This window comes from Stutzerimonas stutzeri RCH2 (assembly GCF_000327065.1).
Lineage (GTDB): Bacteria > Pseudomonadota > Gammaproteobacteria > Pseudomonadales > Pseudomonadaceae > Stutzerimonas > Stutzerimonas stutzeri_AE.
In genome coordinates this window covers 3,539,136-3,555,709 of sequence record NC_019936.1, presented here as the reverse complement: position 1 = coordinate 3,555,709, position 16,574 = coordinate 3,539,136, and the positions used below count along the sequence as shown (strand labels likewise).

Genomic DNA, 16,574 nt, shown 5'->3' with positions numbered 1-16,574 from the left:
TCCGGAAGTGTTTTGGCCGTATAGAGGCGGGAACGATGCGGGACAAGGTGAGTGGTGCGCGGCGCTGGGTGGTCAAGATCGGCAGTGCGCTGCTGACCGCCGACGGTCGCGGGCTTGATCAGGCTGCAATGGCGGTCTGGGTCGATCAGATGGTGGCCTTGCGTGAGGCAGGGGTGGAGCTCGTGCTGGTGTCGTCGGGTGCGGTTGCGGCTGGCATGAGTCGTCTCGGCTGGAGTTCTCGGCCAAAAGCTGTGCATGAGCTGCAGGCGGCTGCCGCGGTCGGGCAGATGGGTTTGATTCGCGCCTGGGAATCCAGCTTTGCTCGCTGCGATCAGCAGACAGCGCAAATTCTCGTCACCCACGACGATCTCTCTGACCGCAAGCGCTACCTCAATGCGCGCAGTACGCTGCGTACGCTGATTGATCTCGGTGTGGTGCCGGTCATCAACGAGAACGACACTGTGGTTACCGACGAGATCCGCTTCGGTGACAACGACACCCTTGGCGCGCTGGTTGCCAATCTCGTCGAAGCTGATCTGCTGGTCATCCTGACCGACCGTGATGGCATGTTCGACGCCGACCCTCGTTTCAATCCTCAAGCCAATCTGATCAGCGAGGCGCGCGCTGACGACCCGGCGCTGGATGCGGTAGCTGGCGGTACGGGTGGTGCGCTGGGGCGCGGTGGTATGCAGACCAAGCTGCGCGCGGCGCGCCTTGCTGCGCGTTCCGGCGCACATACGGTGATTGTCGGTGGCCGCATTGAGCAGGTGCTGGCGCGTCTCAAGGCGGGCGAGCGCTTGGGTACGCTGCTGGCGCCGGAGTGCAGCCGCCATGCGGCCCGCAAGCAATGGCTGGCTGGGCATCTGCAAACGCGTGGCACGCTGACGCTGGATGACGGTGCCGTGCATGCCTTGCGTCAAGGCAATCGCAGTCTGCTGCCTGTCGGTGTGCGCGCTGTGCAGGGTGCATTCCGTCGTGGCGAGATGGTGGTCTGTGTCGGACCGCAGGGTGCGGAAGTAGCGCGCGGTCTGGTGAACTACAGTGCGGCCGAGGCGCAGCGCATTCTCGGGCGGCCATCAGATGAGATCGAAAAGCTGCTTGGATATGTTGATGAGCCGGAACTTATTCATCGCGACAACATGATTCTGGTCTGAGGTGAGCATGCGTCTAGCCACTATTGCGCTGGCTTTTGGGTTGGCTGTTCCTTCGTTGGCGTCGGCGGAGAAAATCGGTGAGGTGGATACGGTCTTCAAATGGCTCGGGCCGAATCACAAGATCGTCGTCGAGGCGTTCGACGATCCCTTGGTCGATGGGGTGACCTGTTATCTGTCGCGCGCCAAGACAGGTGGTATCAAGGGTGGGTTGGGGCTTGCCGAGGATCGGGCGGAAGCCTCCATCGCCTGCCGCCAGGTCGGCCCGATTCGCATCAATGGCAAGCTCAAGGATGGAGATGTGGTCTTCAGGGAGCGCACATCGCTGGTATTCAAGACCATGCAGGTGGTGCGCTTCTTCGATGAGTCGCGCAATACGCTGGTTTATCTGGTCTACAGCGATCGCATCATCGAGGGGAGTCCGCAGAACGCGGTGACGGCTATTCCGATTCTGCCCTGGCCGGTCGCGCCATAATCGGCATCTGTCTCGTCCGTTGGGGCAAAAAAAGGGCATAAAAAAACCGGCGCTAGGCCGGTTTTTTTCAAGAACCTGCAGTTAGGCTGCAGCAGCTTCGCCGAGGGCCTTGATGTGACCGTTCAGGCGGCTCTTGTGACGAGCAGCTTTGTTCTTGTGGATGATGCCTTTGTCGGCCATGCGGTCAATGACCGGCACAGCAGCGGTGTAGGCTGTGCGAGCCTTGTCCAGGTCTTTGGCGTCGATGGCCTTGACCACATTCTTGATGTAGGTACGAACCATGGAGCGCAAGCTGGCATTGTGGCTGCGACGCTTCTCAGCCTGAATTGCGCGTTTTTTGGCGGAAGGGCTGTTGGCCACCGTCGAACTCCTCGAAAACTGGGGGGATTGCAAGCAAATAAGGCCGCGAATCATGCCGACGCGAAGGGCGCTTGTCAAGCCCGGTCGAATGGCTTGAGAAGCTGGTCGGACAGAAGGGCTGCGGCTAAACTCGCCGCCTCTTTTCATGTCGTAACTGGCCATCGATCCGGCCGGCGCTGAGCGCTCGGTCGATCAATCTCGCTGCAATTCTAGGAAGACAAATGTCCGAAAAAACCGGCAAGGGCGGATTGTTGCGTTCCAGCGCGGTGGTCAGTGTCATGACCCTGCTGTCACGCGTGCTGGGCATGGTACGCGATATGGTTGTCGCCAGCTACTTCGGTTCAGGCGCTGCCGCCGACGCCTTCTTCATTGCGTTCAAGATTCCTAACTTCCTGCGTCGGCTGTTTGCCGAGGGTGCCTTTGCCCAAGCCTTCGTGCCGGTGCTTTCGGAATATCGCACCAAGCGTACGTTGGCTGACGTCAAGCAATTGGTCGATCGCACTGCCGGCATGCTCGGCCTCATTCTTGCCGGGCTGACCGCGCTCGGCGTGCTGTTTGCGCCCTATGTTGTGATGGTCTTCGCGCCGGGCTTCCATGACGATCCGGCGAAGATGCAGCTGGCTGGCGAGCTGCTGCGGATTACCTTTCCCTATCTGATGCTGATTTCGCTGACGGCATTCACCTCCGGCGTGCTCAACAGCTATGGGCATTTCGCGGTGCCTGGCTTCACGCCAGTGTTGCTCAATGTCTGCATGATTGCGTCGGCGGTGTTTCTCACGCCCTATTTCGATCAGCCGATCATGGCGCTTGCCTGGGGCGTGTTCATTGCTGGTTTCGCCCAGCTGGCCTTCCAGCTGCCGTACGTTGCCAAGCTTGGCCTGCTGCCGCGGCCAAGGGTCAAGCGGGGCGATGAAGGGGTGCGGCGCATCATGCTGCTGATGGTGCCGGCGCTGTTCGGTGTCTCGGTCAGTCAGATCAATCTGCTGCTCGATACGGTGTTGGCGTCATTTCTGCAGACCGGCAGTGTCTCCTGGTTGTATTACGCCGACCGCCTGTCCGAGTTGCCGTTGGGGGCATTCGGTATTGCCATCGGCACGGTGATCCTGCCGAGCCTGTCGCGCCAGCATGCCGGAGAGGACCCGAAGGCGTTCTCCGCGACGCTCGATTGGGCCTTGCGCATGGTGTTGCTGGTGGGCGTTCCGGCAGCGCTGGCGCTGGGTATTCTTGCCGAGCCAATGATCGCCAGCCTGTTCTATTACGGCGCCATGAGCGAGGAGGCGGTGGTGCAATCGGCCAGGGCGCTGCAGGCCTATTCGCTGGGTGTGCTGGCGTTCATGCTGATCAAGGTACTGGCGCCGGGGTTCTTTGCTCGTCAGGACCTCAAGACGCCGGTGCGTGTCGCGGTCATCTGCATGGTCGCCAACATGGTGATGAATCTGATTCTGATCTGGCCCTTGCAGCACGTGGGGTTGGCACTGGCTACATCGCTATCCTCGATGCTCAACGCAGTGCTGCTGTTCTGGGGCTTGTACAAGGTCGGTGTCTATCGTCCTGCGCCGGGCTGGTGGTCGTTCGGGCTGCGCCTGGCGGCTGCGTGCGCCGCAATGGTGGCGGTGGTCTGGTGGCTTAACGTGCCGGCGCAAGAGTGGTTTTCCTGGGGTTGGCAGGAGCGGGCGCTGCGGTTGGGGATTCTCGTTTGCGCAGGGCTGGCGGCGTTTGCCGGTGGACTGCTGTTGACCGGGCTGCGGCCGCGGCATTTACGGCACTGATCGATGATTTGCGGGCGGAGCAAACCTGTCCGGGATGCTCGGCACGTGCGTATAATCGGCCACTTTTCAAGCAAGAAGTGCGGTATGCAGCTGGTTCGAGGCCTTCACAATCTGCGACCCCGGCATCGGGGCTGCGTCGCCACCATCGGCAATTTCGACGGCGTGCACCGGGGGCATCAGGCCATCCTGGCGCGGCTGCGCGAGCGTGCGGCTGAAATGGGGCTGCCCAGCTGCGTAGTGATCTTCGAGCCGCAACCGCGAGAGTTCTTTTCTCCGGACAAGGCGCCGGCACGGCTCACCCGCTTGCGTGAAAAACTGCAGCTGTTGAGCGAGCAGGGCGTCGATCTGGTGTTGTGCCTGGCCTTCAATCGCCGCCTGCGCGAGCTGAGTGCCGCTGAATTCGTCCACGCCACGCTGGTGGAAGGCCTGGGTGTACAGCACCTGGAAGTGGGTGATGATTTCCGTTTTGGCTGTGACCGCGCCGGCGATTTCGACTTCCTGCTCAAGGCTGGCGCGGCCGAAGGCTTCTCGGTCGAGGCCGCTACCACCATCGAGGTGGACGGCGAGCGGGTCAGTAGCACGCGGCTGCGTCAGGTGCTGGCCGAGGGTGACCTGGCCTGCGCCGAAGCGCTGCTCGGCAGGCCGTTCGGTATCACCGGCCGAGTCATGCATGGACAAAAACTGGGCCGGCAGCTCGGCGCGCCGACCGCCAATGTCCAGCTCAAGCGTCGCAACACGCCGCTGAGTGGCGTGTTCTTGGTCAGTTTCGAACTGGACGGCAAGTCGCTTGCCGGTGTTGCCAACATCGGCATGCGCCCGACGGTCGAGAGTGACGGTAAACCACATCTGGAAGTGCACCTGCTCGATTATCAGGGCGACCTGTATGGGCGTCTGGTGCAGGTCACCTTTCATCGCAAGCTGCGCGACGAGCAGCGTTTCGCCTCGTTGGAGGCGCTCAAGACGGCGATCGAAGCCGACATCGCCGCTGCCCGCGAATACTGGCGGGCTTCACCCCTCATGACGAGTCAGGACTGAAATGACCGATTACAAAGCGACCCTCAATCTGCCGTCCACGGCATTTCCGATGAAGGCCGGTCTGCCACAGCGCGAGCCGGAGATTCTGCAGCGCTGGAACAGCATTGACCTGTACCGGAAGCTGCGGCAGATCGGCGAAGGTCGCCCGAAGTTCGTCCTGCACGATGGCCCGCCGTATGCTAACGGCAATATTCACATTGGCCACGCGGTGAACAAGGTGATCAAGGACATGATCGTCCGCTCACGCACCCTGTCTGGTTTCGATGCGCCCTATGTGCCGGGCTGGGACTGCCACGGTCTGCCGATCGAGCACAAGGTCGAGACCACCTTCGGCAAGAACCAGCCGGCCGATCTGACCCGCGAGCGCTGCCGTGCCTATGCCGCCGAGCAGATCGAAGGGCAGAAGGCCGATTTCATCCGCCTCGGCGTCCTGGGTGACTGGGACAACCCGTACAAGACCATGGACTTTGCCAACGAAGCGGGGGAAATCCGCGCCCTGGCCAAACTGGTCGAAGGCGGCTTCGTCTTCAAGGGCCTGAAGCCGGTGAACTGGTGCTTCGACTGCGGTTCGGCGCTGGCGGAGGCCGAGGTCGAGTATCAGGACAAGAAATCCGATGCCATCGACGTCGCCTTCGAGGTCGAAGATGCCGACAAGCTGGCTGCTGCGTTCGGTCTGCCCAATCTGGCCAAGCCTGCCAGCATCGTGATCTGGACCACCACGCCCTGGACCATTCCGGCCAACCAGGCGCTCAACGTCCATCCCGAGTTCGTCTATGCGCTGGTCGACACCGGCGAGCGCCTGCTGCTGCTGGCCGAGGAACTGGTCGAGTCCTGCCTGCAGCGCTACGGCCTGGCCGGTGAAATCATCGCCCGTTGCGAAGGCAAGGCGTTGGAGCTGATCCGCTTCCGCCATCCGTTCTACGAGCGCTTCGCCCCGGTCTACCTGGCCGACTACGTGGAAACCGGTGCCGGTACCGGTATCGTCCATTCTGCGCCGGCCTACGGCGAGGACGACTTCCGCTCCTGCAAGCACTACGGCATGGAGAATGACGACATTCTCGGCCCGGTGCAGAGCAACGGTGTCTACGTCTCGGACCTGCCGTTCTTTGGCGGCCAGTTCATCTGGAAGGCCAACCCGGCGATCGTCGAAAAGCTCGCCGAAGTCGGCGCGCTGCTCAAGCACGAGTCGATCCAGCACAGCTACATGCACTGCTGGCGGCACAAGACGCCGTTGATCTACCGCGCCACGGCGCAGTGGTTCGTCGGTATGGACAAGGTCGCTCACGACGGCAGCTCGCTGCGCCGCCGCGCGCTGGACGCCATCGAGCAGACCGAGTTCGTCCCTGCCTGGGGCCAGGCGCGCCTGCACGGCATGATCGCCGGGCGCCCGGACTGGTGCATCTCGCGCCAGCGGACCTGGGGCGTGCCGATCCCGTTCTTCCTGCACAAGGAAAGCGGTGAGCTGCACCCACGTACCGTCGAGCTGATGGAGCAAGTGGCGCAGCGTGTCGAGCAAGGCGGCATCGAGGCCTGGTCGAAGCTCGACGCAGCCGAGTTGCTCGGCGAGGAAGCTGCACAGTACGAAAAGATCACCGACACCCTCGATGTCTGGTTCGATTCCGGCACCACCCATTGGCATGTGATGCGCGGCTCGCACCCCATGGGCCACGAAAGCGGCCCGCGTGCCGATCTCTATCTGGAAGGGTCCGACCAGCATCGCGGCTGGTTCCATTCCTCGCTGCTGACCGGCGCCGCCATCGACGGTCATGCACCGTACAAGGGGCTGCTCACCCATGGTTTCACCGTGGACGAGAATGGTCGCAAGATGTCCAAGTCGCTCGGCAACGTGATCGCGCCGCAGGAAATCACCGACAGCATGGGCGCCGATATCCTGCGTCTATGGGTCTCGGCCACCGACTATTCCGGCGAGATGGCGGTTTCCAAGCAGATCCTGCAGCGCAGCGCCGATGCCTACCGGCGTATCCGCAACACCGCACGCTTCCTGCTTTCCAATCTCGACGGCTTCGATCCCGCGCAGCACATGCTGCCGAACGATCAGCTGATCGCCCTGGACCGCTGGGCCATCGACCGCGCACTGCTGCTGCAGCAGGAAATCGAAGAGGCCTATACGACCTATCGCTTCTGGAACGTCTACCAGAAGGTGCACAACTTCTGCGTGCAGGAGCTGGGCGGCTTCTACCTCGACATCATCAAGGACCGCCAGTACACCACTGGTGCCGACAGCCTGCCACGTCGCTCCTGCCAGACCGCGCTGTATCACATCGCCGAAGCGCTGGTGCGCTGGATCGCGCCGATCCTGGCGTTTACTGCCGAGGAAATCTGGCAGTACCTGCCGGGCGAGCGTAATGAGTCGGTGATGCTCAACACCTGGTACACCGGCCTGACCGAGCTGCCACAGGACGCCGAGCTGGATCGCGCCTTCTGGGACAAGGTCATGGCGGTCAAGACCGCGGTGAACAAGGAACTGGAAAACCAGCGTGCGGCCAAGACCATTGGCGGCAACCTGCAGGCGGAAGTCACGCTATATGCAGAAGACGCGCTGGCTGCTGAGTTGGCCAAGCTGGGCAACGAGCTGCGCTTCGTGCTGATCACCTCTGCCGTCGATATCGCTCCGCTGACTCAGGCGCCAGCCGAGGCCGTGGAGAGCGAATTGGTCGGCCTCAAGCTGGTGGTCAAGAAGACCGGGCACAGCAAGTGTGGTCGCTGCTGGCATCATCTCCCGGATGTCGGTTCGCATGCCGAGCATCCGGAGATCTGCGGTCGCTGCGTGGAGAATATCGAAGGCGCAGGTGAGGTCCGCCACTATGCGTGATACCCGCCGGACGATCAGCAAGCCGGAGGCTGCACAATGAGTGCGCGTTTCGGCAGGCTCGCCTGGCTGTGGCTCAGTGTGCTGGTGATCGCCCTTGATCAAGCTACCAAGCATTACTTCGAAGCCAATTTCAGCCTGTACCAGAAGGTCGACGTGATTCCGGGCTATTTCGCCTGGACACTGGCCTACAACACCGGCGCGGCATTCAGCTTCCTGGCCGATCACAGCGGTTGGCAGCGCTGGCTGTTTGCAGTGATTGCGATTGGTGTGAGTGCTGTGCTGGTTGTGTGGCTCAAGCGTCTGAAACCGAGCGAAACCTGGTTGGCCGTCGCGCTGGCGCTGGTGCTGGGCGGCGCCATTGGTAATCTCTACGACCGCGTGGTGCTTGGTCACGTGGTCGATTTCATTCTGGTGCATTGGCAGAACCGCTGGTATTTCCCCGCGTTCAATATCGCCGATAGCGCCATCACCGTCGGTGCCGTCATGCTGGCGCTGGACATGTTCAAGAGCAACAAGACCGGAGAAGCTGCACATGACTGAACAGCGCATTGGGCCGGACAAGGAAGTCACCCTGCATTTCGCGCTTGGCCTGGAAACGGGCGAGCTGGTCGACAGCACGTTCGACAAGAAGCCAGCCACCTTCAAGGTGGGTGACGGCAACCTGCTGCCAGGCTTCGAGCAGCAACTCTACGGACTCAAGACAGGTGACAAGCGCACCCTGCAGATTGCGCCGGAGCAGGGCTTCGGCCAGGTCAACCCGCAGAACGTGCAGGTCATGCCGCGCAGCCAGTTCGAAGGAATGGAGCTGTCGGAGGGGTTGATGGTGAGCTTCCAGGATGCTGCCCGCACTGAGCTGCCAGGCGTAGTGAAAGCCTTCGATGACAATCAGGTCACCGTCGACTTCAATCATCCTCTGGCCGGCAAGACCCTGACGTTCGAAGTCGAGATCATCGACGTCAAACCGGTGTAACCGGCTCGCAGCCGGTGGAGCATTCGCTTCCGCCGGCTGGCGAAAGGGCATCCGAGAAATGCCCGCACGTATCGCGTTACACTCTCCCGTCATCAAGCCTTCGCGTGTCGAGACCCATCATGCAAATCAAACTCGCCAACCCTCGCGGCTTCTGCGCGGGTGTAGATCGCGCCATTGAAATCGTCAACCGGGCTCTGGAAGTCTTCGGTCCTCCGATCTATGTGCGGCATGAGGTTGTGCATAACAAGTTCGTCGTGGAAGACCTGCGTGCCCGTGGTGCGATCTTCGTCGAGGAGCTGGATCAGGTGCCGGACAACGTCATCGTCATCTTCAGCGCCCATGGCGTTTCACAGGCCGTGCGGCAGGAAGCGGAGAAGCGCGGCCTGAAGGTGTTCGACGCCACCTGTCCGCTGGTGACGAAGGTGCATCTGGAAGTGGCCAAGTACAGTCGTGAAGGGCGCGAGTGCATCCTCATCGGCCACCAGGGCCACCCGGAAGTCGAAGGCACCATGGGGCAGTACAACGCGCGCAATGGCGGCGCGATCTACCTGGTCGAGGATGAAGAGGATGTCGCCCAGCTGCAGGTGCGCAACCCCGAGGCCCTGGCATTCGTCACCCAGACCACGTTGTCCATGGATGACACCAGTCGCGTCATCGACGCGCTGCGCAGCAAATTTCCAAGCATTGGTGGTCCGCGTAAGGACGACATCTGCTACGCCACGCAGAATCGCCAGGATGCGGTGAAGCAACTGGCCGATGAATGCGATGTGGTGCTGGTGGTCGGCAGCCCCAACAGTTCCAATTCAAACCGTCTGCGTGAACTGGCAGAGCGCATGAACACGCCGGCTTATCTCATCGACGGCGCCGAAGACCTCAAGCGCGAATGGTTCGAGAACATCGAGCGCATCGGCATCACTGCCGGCGCATCAGCACCTGAGGTGCTCGTGCGTGGAGTGATCGAGCAGCTGAAGGAGTGGGGCGCCACTGGCATGGATGAGCTGGAAGGGCGGCCGGAGAACGTGACGTTCTCGATGCCGAAAGAGTTGCGGTTAAAGGCTGTCTGATAGCCTCGCAAATGAAAACGCCCGGCATCGCCGGGCGTTTTCGTTCCAGCCGTTTAGCGTTTCCAGCATTCAGCTACGGTCATTCCCGCCTTCTGCCCCTTCGCGCCAGTGTTGGATAGCGTCAAGGTTCCACACTTGTCGTTTGCCATGCTCCCTTTCGGCACCGCCTGCAGAACATATTTAGATGCAGTGGGATTGCCGGCGGCAAATCCGAGCGTGTAAACCTTGGTTGAGCCATCTTTGGGAGCTTCGGTAAATGGCAGAGCCGGTGCACTGCCGTCGGCTTTTAAATACTTGCCGTTGGCCGTGTAGTAGCGCTCCATGAAGTGCCCCAGCTCCATGAGTGCCGTTTCAGCATCGGCTCGCTTAGCGCTACGGACATACTCCTGATAATTGGGGTAGGCAATGGCCGCGATGATGCCGATGATCGCTACTACGATCATTAGCTCAATCAGAGTGAAGCCTCGGTTCAATATCCGGTCAGCTCGAAAAGTTTTCAAAGATTGTTCCTCACTTCATGCCACGACAGGCGGTTCGAATCGCTGTTGTCTCCCATGACCTCGATGCAAACCGGGGTTACGCCATCAGAGCCCGTACTGGACGCCGAGCTGGCATAACACAGATAACGTTTTCCCTTCTTCTGGTCGTTAAGGCTGATGTTGCCCTTCACTGCACCCTCATTTGGGTCTGCTACTCCGCTTACCGGAACCTTTGTGCCGTCATCAAGTGCGATGTAATCGTTTTCATCGATTTTCCCATCCCCGTTGTAATCGAAATAGGAGTAGACCAGCCGGCTACCGGTAGCCAGGTCCAGGCTCATGATCCAGCTTGTGCCACCAGCATCGCAGGGATCGGCAGACGGGATCAGGGTGCTGAACGTTACTCGGTTGCCGCCTAGCTGGGCTTGCGAAATAACGCGTTCACCCTGAGGCCCTGGCCCGTTATTCGACTTCTTCCATTGCAGGTCCAGATACCAACCCAGATGTCCAGTCTCGAGAGTGTTCTGGCTGATAGCGCGGGCATTAAGCTTGCTACCTGAAACCTCCTTGAGGATTTCCTGCTCGAGCAGCTTGCTGCGCCCATCGATTGGCGTTCCGCCATCGATGATGCCGTAGAACGATTGGACCTGAGGGGATTCGGGTATTTCGTTATCGGTTGTCTTGTAGAAGCTGCCCGTTCCAAATACCAGCATGATCTTACGATCCTTGGTATAGGCCGCATCCAGCGGAGCCGTGATTGGCTGGCGAACACCAGTGCTGTCTTTTGCAATGAACAGCGGGGCGATGCTGCCTCCTGATTTCAAGCTGGCAGGGGCGTCCCAATTGCCGATGCTCGTGTTATTCGTGTCCAGCCGCCAGACATTGCCGTTGGTATCAGCAACGTAAATTCGATCGGCGACGCGGTCATTGTCGAGGTCAACGACCAAGGGCGAGCCCAGATCGCCGCTGTTGGGTAGTTCGAAGCGCTTCAAGACGCTGCCGTCAGCGGCGTCAAGAATCCATACATAGCCACTCGTCGTGCTGGTGGGGCGAGCGTAGCCGCTAGTAACCACCACGCCAAACTTGCCGTTATAGAGCGGAACCAGGCTGGGCCGTCCGAGCGTGTAGCCCATTTCGGGGTGGGTGAACTCCCAGAGAACGCTGCTTGCGGACGTATCACTAGGATTAGAAATGTCAAGAGCAAAGATGCTGCGACCCCCTGCTCCAGATGAGCCTATGACCAAGGTTTTCCAGGCGTTGCCAACCCACGCATCGCCGATGCGCGGGGTGCCATCGACATAGTAGCGGTGCGAATAAGTAGGGTCGGTAAGCTCATGGAGTTCATCGATCAGATCGTTCGGTATGTAGGCAAACAGCTCCTTGCCCCCATTGGTGCCCAAACTAGCGTCGAATCCATGCAGCATTCCGTCGTTCGCGCCTACCACGACCAGTGGCGGGCGGCTTTGGTAGCTGGGGGAGGCGCGGAAGGTGGTGTAGGCGCTCTTTGCAGCCGCGGTGAAACCTGCGCTTTCTGGCAGTTGCGAATAACCGAAGTTCTGCTTGTGAATGAACTGCGGGTCCGAGTTCGCGATATCGCCAAGACGACTACCACGCTGCCGGAACGGGTTGTTGGGTGCCGCGTCGGTGCGCTCCATGCGGCGATCACCGCGGATGAAGGCAAGACGATTCTGGCCGACGGTCTCAGTAGTCAATGATTCCCCGGCAGTTCTCCTAAGTGCCTCTTGCTGGGCTGAGTTCAACTGCGCCCAGAGAAATGGTCGGCCTGTAGTGGACCGCAGCGCGCCCGATGTTGCGTCGGCAGTTGGCGGTAGAGAGGTGAATATCTTGCGATCCGACATCTGATCGTTGGTTAGTCCGTCAAGCTTTTCAGCAGCCCGCCAGCTAGGGGTTGCGCTAACTTTTCCGTCGCTGTCTACCGCCTTGGCTAGCAGATTGCCGCTCCAGTCGGCGCTGTCGAGCATCGATTGGAAAACCACTGTGCCGGTTTCGAGCTTGGTAGAGTTCGTGGAAAGGGCTGCGGTGGTGCTGCGCACGTTGTTAGCGATTTTGGCAAAAGCTGTTTTCAAGCTTTCCACCATGCGGGTTGCGTCACTCGCAACATAGAAGTTGTCCGGACGCTTGTCGTTTGTGGGGCTGAGTGTCTCACCATTGGTCCACCACCAGGCTTGGTCAATGGTGCCGCCGAACTTGTAATCATTGGGGACCTGAAATCCGCCATACTTTGCCGCGAGCCAGTATTGGTTTCTCGCTTTCTCCAAAAGTGTCTCGCCTTCCCTTACGTCGACCCAGTGGGTGGATATCGTCTGCTTTCCTGCGCGATCTTCACGCAAGTCGGTGGTGTTGGCGTAATAGGCCATGCCAGCGATATATGCTGAGTTGCCTCGGCCGGTAAATTCGCTCGATGCGCTCTTGTCGATTCCTTCTAGATCAAACACCTTTTGAGTGAACTCTTGTACGTTTAGTGGATCACCTGTCACTGGTAAATCCCGGTCTTCGTGGGTATTAACGTCGCCAATTCCAAGGATTACGTTCTTTTGGCAAGAGTACTGGATCGGGTCTGTCCAGTCGGTGATTACCGGGAATTTATCTCGTTGTGATTCGTCAGTAATATTTGAATATGCCGCAACGTTACCGTCCTTGCCGAAGCGGAAATAACGAAGCGCAGCATAGTAGAGTTCGCTTACAGGATCGTTTGACTTGTGGCGGTTGGTGAGTTCGCCAAATTTGTTTATGTAGTTAATGACTCCGCTATTTCCTATGCTGTCGTTTTGGGGGTTTGCATAGAAAATCCCGGTTTCATCCGACCACTCTTTGAGTTCGTTCGGTAACGCGTTCGGTGTGCCCGGCTGGCGCTTTGTTTGGCCCACGTACCCCTGTGGGGCTCGCATTACGCCGCCATTACGTGTGTTGCCGTTTTCATTGAGATAACTGAATACACTGTAGCGGATATCCTTTGAATATTGCTGAATCAGGCCTTCCGGTTTCCAGAGATTTTCGCCATATTTAGTACAGTTGCTTTCTAGGAGACCTTTTTTGCAAACCTCTACCCTTACGGTAAAATGCTTGGTTATCGTCTTGTTGTCGCTTCCGCTGTATGTGAAGCGTACTGTTTTGTTTTTCTGGAAGTCAGTACTGCCGCTGGTAACGGAGCTGGTAAGCGAAACACTGCCAAAGGGCGTTGTTTTGTTAGAGTTTGTTGCATCGATCGTGCGGTTTCCGAAGTAATTGCTGCTATTTCCTCGGGTGGCCTTCTCAAGAATAGTTATTGAGGTTGTGTCAACCACACGGTAGCCGCCTGTCAGCGCTTTACGAAATGGATCGATTGTCTGGGTGGTCGCCCAGTTCAGATAGTTGCCACTCCATTTTGCGCTGCTGTTGCCAGAGCAGTCGCGCGCGCTGTTCATTTCTGTTACGGGCGTAAAGTAACCACCGCCGTTGGCTTTAGAAATGGTGCCAAAAAAAACGTGGTTAAAATCCTCTTCAATAAAGTTATAACACTTTCCAGAGTCAAAATAACCAGTGTAGATAGAGTTGTTGTTGTAAGTGCCGAGATTAGCCACGCTGATTACAGTCGGGTGTTCGACTGATGGTACCAAGGCAAGATTGCCCGGTACGTTGCCGCCGCCGAGTAATAACGGCGTTTGTGATACATCTGCTACAGCATGGCTGGCGCTGAGCGTCCAGATTAATGTCAGACTTGCAACTATCAGCGGCCGCAGCGTGGTGCTAAATCCGTTTTTTGGCATATGGGGGGGCTTGAGCGGCATCATGTCACTCCTCTACAAAGTACAAAGAACGAAGGGTGACCTTCGAATCCGGGCTAGCACCGGTGCCATTCGCTTCGATGCGTACTAGAACGAAGTCCAGAATCAGTGACTCTCCTGCGGCGAGCGAGTCGCCTCCGGCGGTCGTCGGATTGACCATGTTCTGCATATCGAGTGGTCCAGGGTGCGGAAGCCGGGTAATGGTGTAGGTGGGCTTGCTGGCAACCCCACCAGTAAAGCCGGTGAACGTCACCACCGTAGGCGGGACGAATGTGTTTCCAATTCGGTTATTAATGGGATACTTCGTGTCGCTGATAAGATTGGCGTAGTCCGTCTTGACTTCCTGCTCAGCAAAACGCAATGCCGCTTCGGCTGCCTGAAAGGCCAGACTGTGGTCGCGCATATTTCCAGCCATGCGCTCCTGCAGATTGGTATCGCGCATCGCCGCCGCGCCAATGATGGTCAGCAGTAGCAACATAATCAGAGATACCAAGAGGACAGCGCCGCGCTGTCGTGAATGGTCAACGAATCCTTTCTTCATGGCAGGCGGTTCCGAATGGCGACAGTGGCGGTGTATACCTGAGCGACGCGTTTATTCTTGATTGTCACCGTGCCGTCGCTTCCATAGTGCGCATATTCGTCGTCCCGATTGATGCCGATGATGGCGGGGAAAATGAACTTCTGGGGTTCGTCCAGAACATTAATCTCGGGGCTGATCGCGAGTACGGATATCCGCGCTGACACAACTTTATTCCAGTCACCCACCCCGCTAGCAACTAGATTATTGGTTCCCGCCTTTACATATTGATCTGCTAAACGATCGCCATCCTTGTCGATGCCGTACGTAATTTGCATATCGATAACGCCCTCAACCAACTCCTCCATAACCGGCTTAGGGCTGAGCACACGACGCCAGAGAGACGGAAGGCGTCCAGCATTGTCGCGTATGAAATATGTGTGGCTGCGAAGAACATGTGCCGTCATACGGCCATTGTACGACTGGCTCCAGTCTTGATTAATGTTGCCAGGCTCGGCGTTGCCGCCGGCTTTTTGAAAAGCACTCGCGTTCTGATTGTTGGTGTTCTGAAACAGGTCGCAACCGGTGGAATTTGCCAATAAGACAACTTGGCCCGCATAGGCCGTAGTGCTGTCGTTGACGGTTAAGCTTTGGGCAGTTGTGTTGTTTGTACCGCTTGCTTCGAACTCCAGTCCATCGCCGGCATATTTGACGATGAACGAGTCAGTATTGGCCCGGGTGGTATCCGCAGGGTCAAAAAAGATTGGCTTGCTATTGTCCCATCCTTGGATCGCAGGGTTTGTGCTGTAGGCATTCTTGATGTCAACGCTAGCATTGGTGAGCTTCAGGTGCGTGGCGGGGTCGCTCAGACATTCGCCTTTGTATCCCGCCTGCCGAATGTCGAAAGCGATGAAGTCTGTTGCAAATCGGCCTGCTTCCTGCACTCGGGCAACGGCCGTATTGGTGCGGTACATGTCTTTGCTGGATAAGAACACTTGCAATACACCGCCCAGCAGAATCAGGCTGATCAGCATGGCGACCATTAGCTCGATGAGCGAGAGGCCCATCTGTCGGTTGAGAGGGGCTGTCTTCATAGCTGGGTCCGGTAAACAAAGGTTTCTCGGTCGTCATCGGCGGCATCTTCGATACGGCCACGGTTGTCATTCCACTCGATGGAAATGGTGAACAAGCGGCCGTCTCGTACGACGCTGCCGCGGGCATCTGCAGAAAGCAGGCAGGAAATGGAGTTCAGCCATTCGGCAACATCTCGCTTCGCGAGTGTTCCGCTCGCTGCCAGGTCCGGTTTGCAGGCTTGATTCTGTATGGCGATGTCATAAACGCCATTGAGTGCATCGGCGCGATTTGCCCGCATGCGGTCGATGATGTCGTAAGCCAGTACCGTAGCTTGCGAGCGGTAATAGGCGCTCTGGTTGCTCTGCAAAGCGGTCATTTGCATGCTCGCCAGCCCTAGCAGCCCCACAGACAAGATCAGCATGGCGACAAGTACCTCAATGAGGGTCGCGCCTCGCTGGTGATCGGTCATCTTTAAGCCTTGTTTCATGGGCACGTCCCTTTTGTGCTCGTGACTCGTCCGGTCGCCGTGAGGGTTACCGTGTACTGCGTTTTGCCGGAGCAGTTGGCAAATGCCACAGTGAAAGTCGTGTGGGCAGCATCGTTCACTTTGGTCAGCAAACCGTTTGGCCGGTAGGTAAGTGTCTCGTTGGGGCCGGTAACGGTGTCCTGGCCGCCAACTGCGTCCCAGACGCGGAGCACGGCACCGCCTTTTACTTGCACCAGCCAACCATTGCCCCAGTCGGCGGCATTTGCGCAGACTTCGCCGTTGCGTCGGCAGATATCCACCTTTGCTCCGCGTTTGACGGCTTCGGAGCGAGCTAACTGCAACGCGCTGGTAAGGTCATTGGTAATCGTCTGTGTGCGATTGCTTTGTATCGTGCTCTGGAATGAAGGCGCTGCGATAGCCAGCAGGATGGCTAGAACCGCTAGCGTCACAATCAGCTCGATAAGGGTGAAGCCTCGGAAATGCCGCATGGTCTTTCTCGATTTTGGGGTTATCGAATCATCCGGATTTGCCGCTACGCTTCCCATTCCCCCCGGACGTTCGGTCGGTTTCGACGG

15 protein-coding genes are annotated in these 16,574 nt (G+C 58.5%); 8 read left to right on the top strand and 7 right to left on the bottom strand.

Annotated features, from left to right (window positions below):
* The first annotated feature begins 35 nt into the window (after nt 1–35).
* Nucleotides 36–1,154, top strand: a complete 1,119-nt coding sequence (proB, locus tag PSEST_RS16445) for a glutamate 5-kinase (RefSeq protein ID WP_015278101.1) — start codon at nt 36–38, stop codon at nt 1,152–1,154.
* 7 nt (nt 1,155–1,161) lie between these two features.
* Nucleotides 1,162–1,626, top strand: a complete 465-nt coding sequence (locus PSEST_RS16440) for a CreA family protein (RefSeq protein ID WP_015278100.1) — start codon at nt 1,162–1,164, stop codon at nt 1,624–1,626.
* Between the two features lie 81 nt (nt 1,627–1,707).
* On the opposite strand, the gene rpsT is transcribed toward PSEST_RS16440, so the two are convergent.
* A complete protein-coding gene (gene rpsT / locus PSEST_RS16435) occupies nt 1,708–1,986 on the bottom strand; it encodes a 30S ribosomal protein S20 (RefSeq protein ID WP_003281567.1) in 279 nt (92 codons plus the stop codon).
* Nucleotides 1,987–2,207: 221 nt separating this feature from the next.
* Here rpsT and murJ point away from each other — a divergent pair, with 221 nt between their 5' ends.
* The 6 genes from murJ (at nt 2,208) to ispH (ending at nt 9,657) form a co-directional block, all read left to right on the top strand.
* Nucleotides 2,208–3,755 carry a murein biosynthesis integral membrane protein MurJ gene (gene murJ, locus PSEST_RS16430; RefSeq protein WP_015278099.1) on the top strand — a complete coding sequence of 516 codons (1,548 nt, stop codon included), beginning with the start codon at nt 2,208–2,210 and terminating at the stop codon, nt 3,753–3,755.
* Between the two features lie 84 nt (nt 3,756–3,839).
* The gene (gene ribF, locus PSEST_RS16425; RefSeq protein WP_015278098.1) at nt 3,840–4,790 is read left to right on the top strand and encodes a bifunctional riboflavin kinase/FAD synthetase; all 951 of its coding nucleotides are present in this window, start codon (nt 3,840–3,842) and stop codon (nt 4,788–4,790) included.
* Between the two features lies 1 nt (nt 4,791).
* Entirely contained in the window at nt 4,792–7,623 is a 2,832-nt protein-coding gene (ileS, locus tag PSEST_RS16420; RefSeq protein ID WP_015278097.1) for an isoleucine--tRNA ligase, read from the top strand.
* A gap of 36 nt (nt 7,624–7,659) precedes the next feature.
* Nucleotides 7,660–8,163, top strand: coding sequence for a signal peptidase II (gene lspA / locus PSEST_RS16415; RefSeq protein WP_015278096.1), 504 nt, complete (start codon nt 7,660–7,662; stop codon nt 8,161–8,163).
* Nucleotides 8,156–8,593, top strand: coding sequence for an FKBP-type peptidyl-prolyl cis-trans isomerase (locus PSEST_RS16410; RefSeq protein ID WP_015278095.1), 438 nt, complete (start codon nt 8,156–8,158; stop codon nt 8,591–8,593). The genes lspA and PSEST_RS16410 overlap by 8 nt, the downstream gene beginning before the upstream one ends.
* Before the next feature lie 119 nt (nt 8,594–8,712).
* Complete coding sequence (ispH, locus tag PSEST_RS16405) at nt 8,713–9,657, top strand: 4-hydroxy-3-methylbut-2-enyl diphosphate reductase (protein ID WP_015278094.1); 945 nt, start codon at nt 8,713–8,715, stop codon at nt 9,655–9,657.
* 53 nt (nt 9,658–9,710) lie between these two features.
* Here ispH and PSEST_RS16400 read toward each other — a convergent pair whose 3' ends face one another.
* Genes PSEST_RS16400 through PSEST_RS16375 form a run of 6 tightly spaced genes read right to left on the bottom strand, consistent with a single transcriptional unit; the run spans nt 9,711 to nt 16,487 of the window.
* A complete protein-coding gene (locus PSEST_RS16400) occupies nt 9,711–10,157 on the bottom strand; it encodes a type IV pilin protein (RefSeq protein WP_015278093.1) in 447 nt (148 codons plus the stop codon).
* On the bottom strand, nt 10,154–13,927 hold the full coding sequence (locus tag PSEST_RS22420; RefSeq protein ID WP_232422557.1) for a pilus assembly protein: 3,774 nt from the start codon (nt 13,925–13,927) through the stop codon (nt 10,154–10,156). Before PSEST_RS22420 ends, PSEST_RS16400 begins: the two co-directional genes overlap by 4 nt.
* Before the next feature lies 1 nt (nt 13,928).
* Nucleotides 13,929–14,462, bottom strand: coding sequence for a pilus assembly PilX family protein (locus PSEST_RS16390; RefSeq protein WP_015278091.1), 534 nt, complete (start codon nt 14,460–14,462; stop codon nt 13,929–13,931).
* Nucleotides 14,459–15,532, bottom strand: coding sequence for a PilW family protein (locus PSEST_RS16385; protein WP_015278090.1), 1,074 nt, complete (start codon nt 15,530–15,532; stop codon nt 14,459–14,461). The genes PSEST_RS16390 and PSEST_RS16385 overlap by 4 nt, the downstream gene beginning before the upstream one ends.
* Nucleotides 15,529–15,999: a type IV pilus modification protein PilV gene (gene pilV, locus PSEST_RS16380; protein ID WP_015278089.1), complete on the bottom strand. Its 471-nt coding sequence runs from the start codon at nt 15,997–15,999 to the stop codon at nt 15,529–15,531. The genes PSEST_RS16385 and pilV overlap by 4 nt, the downstream gene beginning before the upstream one ends.
* A complete protein-coding gene (locus PSEST_RS16375) occupies nt 15,996–16,487 on the bottom strand; it encodes a GspH/FimT family pseudopilin (protein WP_015278088.1) in 492 nt (163 codons plus the stop codon). Before PSEST_RS16375 ends, pilV begins: the two co-directional genes overlap by 4 nt.
* Between the last annotated feature and the right edge of the window lie 87 nt (nt 16,488–16,574).